The 3,113-nt window shown below is 71.3% G+C and carries 4 protein-coding genes; all 4 read right to left on the reverse strand.

What is annotated here, in order from left to right; translation table 11 throughout:
• Window positions 1–305, reverse strand: a 305-nt coding sequence (locus VG869_13105; GenBank protein HEV3452123.1) for a hypothetical protein, incomplete at its 3' end; no start/stop codon positions are given.
• Between the two features lie 91 nt (window positions 306–396).
• Entirely contained in the window at window positions 397–972 is a 576-nt protein-coding gene (locus VG869_13110) for a hypothetical protein (GenBank protein HEV3452124.1), read from the reverse strand.
• A gap of 158 nt (window positions 973–1,130) precedes the next feature.
• Entirely contained in the window at window positions 1,131–2,348 is a 1,218-nt protein-coding gene (locus VG869_13115) for a cytochrome P450 (GenBank protein HEV3452125.1), read from the reverse strand.
• A gap of 2 nt (window positions 2,349–2,350) precedes the next feature.
• A partial coding sequence (locus VG869_13120; protein ID HEV3452126.1) for an LLM class flavin-dependent oxidoreductase occupies window positions 2,351–3,113 on the reverse strand: 763 nt, incomplete at its 5' end.

Raw genomic sequence — 3,113 nt, forward strand, 5'->3', positions numbered from 1 at the left:
GCGGCGGCGACGGCCTTCGGGTACGCGATCAGCAGGACGGCGAGGGCGAGCCCGACGACGCCCTGCGCGAGGAACAGCGGCCCGATGGTGGTCACCTGCCGGTAGCCGTCGGCCCACAGGTAGAGGTGGATCAGCGCTGACGCGGCGACGAGCCCCGCGCCGGCCAGGAGCGCCACGTTCGTGGCGACGCGGCGGGCGGCCGGGCCCGACGGACCTGCGACCGCCAACGCGACCAGCACCGGCTCGCGGTGGTGGGCACGGCGCGCTCGGGCGGGCCCGGTGTCGAGGGTGGCGAGCTGGGGCATTGGTCTCCTCGGTGCGGCAGCGGCGTGTCGTCCGGCTGTTGTACGAGCCACCGCCCGGGGGGGATTGGTCGCGTCCCACCTCGGCGTGCGGTCACGAGACGGCGAACGAGGCGACCGCCTGTCGCAGGAGCGGCCGGAATCGGTTCCACTCGCGAGTGGTCGCCGCCGCGACGACCACGTCGGCGGCGCGAGGTCCCGTCACCAAGCACGCGACCTCCCGGAAGTGGTGGTGGCCGATGCGCGTCACGTAGTCGTCGAGGACACACGATCCGGTCGCACCGAGGAAGGGCAGGCCCTCGGCGGCAGCCTCCCGATGCACGGAACGGTCGTGCTCGCCGCCCAGCAGGTGGGTGCGGAAGGCCGCGAACCCGTGGGGCCGCTCGTCACCCTGCCGGGGGGTCACGTTCAGGTAGGCGCGGAACTGGCCGTCGCCGCTTCGCACCGCGGCCGAGATCGAGCCGGGGTCGCCGGTCAGGGGAGCGAACGGGGCCGGGTAGGACAGCGTCGCCCCCGACGGCGACGTCTCGTGGCTCCACGCCGGCGGGGCGGGGGCGGCGACCAGCCAGCCGAACGAGCCCGAGCGGGCCCGAGGTCCCGAGGCGGGGCGCAGCCCGGCCGCCGGTTCGAGGACACCCGGGAAGGCGCCGACGAGGCCGACCGCGGCCACGAGTGCCGCCAGTCGTGCCAGTCCTCGGACCGAACGGGCCCTGGGCCCCGCTCGCCCGCCGTGCCGGTTGACGCGTCGCGACTCCATCGTCGGGGATACGACGCGGCGGGCCGAACGGCTTGCCGATCGGACGCGGCTCGCCCGGGCGGCCGGAGCCGCTACGCGGGCGAGAACTTCAACGGGATGTGCTTGATCCCGTTGATGAAGTTCGAGCGGAGTCGCTCCGGCGCCCCGGTCAGCTCGAGACCCCGCCAGCGGTCGAGCAGCTCATCGAAGATGACCCGGATCTCCATGCGGGCCAGGTTCGCGCCGAGGCAGAAGTGGGGGCCGCCGCCACCGAAGGCGACGTGCTCGTTCGGGGACCGCTCGACGTCGAATCGCATCGGGTCCTCGAAGACCGCCTCATCCCGGTTCGCGGACGCGTACCAGATCACGACCTTGTCGCCCTCGGAGACGCGCTGGTCGCCGAGCACGAGGTCTCGAGTCGCGGTGCGCCGGAAGTGCATGACGGGGCTCGCGCACCGCAGCATCTCGTCGACCGCGCCCGGCAGGAGCTCGCGATGGGCGCGGACGCGCTCCAGCTGGTCGGGGTGGTCCAGCAGCGCCAGGAGCCCGTGCGAGATGAGGTTGCGGGTCGTCTCGTTCCCGGCCACCGTGAGCAGCATGAAGAACAGGTCGATCTCGAGCTGCGTCAGCTGCTCCCCGTCGACCTCGGCCTCGCTCAGCACGCTGATGAGGTCGGCGCCGCGCGGGTCCTGGGCCCGCTTGTCCTCAGCGAGCTTCGCCGCGTAGGCGAAGAGCTCCATCGAGGCCTCCTGGGCCTGCTCCTGGCTCACGCCGTACTCGGGGTCCTCCGAGCCGATCATGCGGTTCGACCAGTCGAACATCTTGTGTCGGTCGGCCTGGGGCACCCCGAGGATGTCGGCGATCACCTGGAGCGGCAGCTCGGCCGCGACGTCGACCACGAAGTCGCACTCCCCTCGGGGCGCCACTCGGTCGAGGATGGCGCGGGTGCGCTCTCGGATGGTCCGCTCGAGCTCGTCGACCATCCGCGGGGTGAAGCCCTTGTTCACGAGCCGGCGATACCTCGTGTGCATCGGCGGGTCCATGTTCAGCATCATGAGGCGCTGCTGCTCGAGGTCCTCGGGCGGCAGGTCCCAGATGAACACCGCGCCGCGGGCGGACGAGAACGTCTGGTTGTCGCGGTTCACGGTGACGACGTCCGGGTAGCGGGTGACGCACCAGAACCCCGGGCCGCCGTCGGGCTCGGGGTGCCAGTACACGGGGGCCTCGCGGCGCAAGGTCTCGAACCAGTCGTAGGGGACGCCCCGCACGAAGACGTCCTTGTCGGTGAGGTCGATGGTGTCGAGGTTCATCGTCAGACGGCCGTGGTGGCCTTCTCCTTGTCGAACTCGGGGATGACATGCTTCCCGAACAACTCGATCGACTGCATGACCTGGTCGTGGGGGATGTCGTAGGGGTTCACGAGGCACAGCAGCAGGTCGCAGCCGGCGGCCTCGTAGCGCTTGCAGGTGTCGATGCACTCGTCCGGGTCGCCCACGACGCCGGCACCGACGCCGTGGATGTACTCGAAGTTCAGGTGCTCGAGGGCGCCCTCGCGCTGGTGCTGGAGGGGGCTGGCGGCGTACTGGTAGGTCCCGAGCTCCTGCTGGCGCTCCTCCATCCACTCTGCGACCGAGCCGATGAGGGCGGCGCCGTGCTTCGGGTACCACTCGAACGACCGGGCCGCGACCTCGTAGGCCTCCTGCTTCGTCGGTCCGCAGTGAACCATCGTGAAGGTGGCGGCGGTCTCGTTCTTGAACTTCCCGACCGGCTGCTCGCACTCGCTGAGGCCCTCTCGGTACGCGCTGATGTTCTTGACGAGCTCCTCCGGCGGGAGGCCGACGGTGAACGAGCAGAGGCCGATGCCCTGGCGGCCGACCTCGCGGTGGCCGTCGAGGCTGCTGGTGGCGCCGAAGATCGGCGGGTGCGGCTTCTGGAGCGGCTTCGGCAGCACGCGCCGAGGGGCGCCCATGCGCCAGAACTCGCCGTCGGCCTGGTACTCGTCCTCGGTCCAGGCGCTCACGATGTGGTGGAGGGCCTCGCGCCACATCTGGCGGGTCTCGCTGGGCTCGACGTCG

This window comes from Acidimicrobiia bacterium, assembly GCA_035948415.1.
Classification (GTDB): Bacteria; Actinomycetota; Acidimicrobiia; order IMCC26256; family PALSA-555; genus PALSA-555.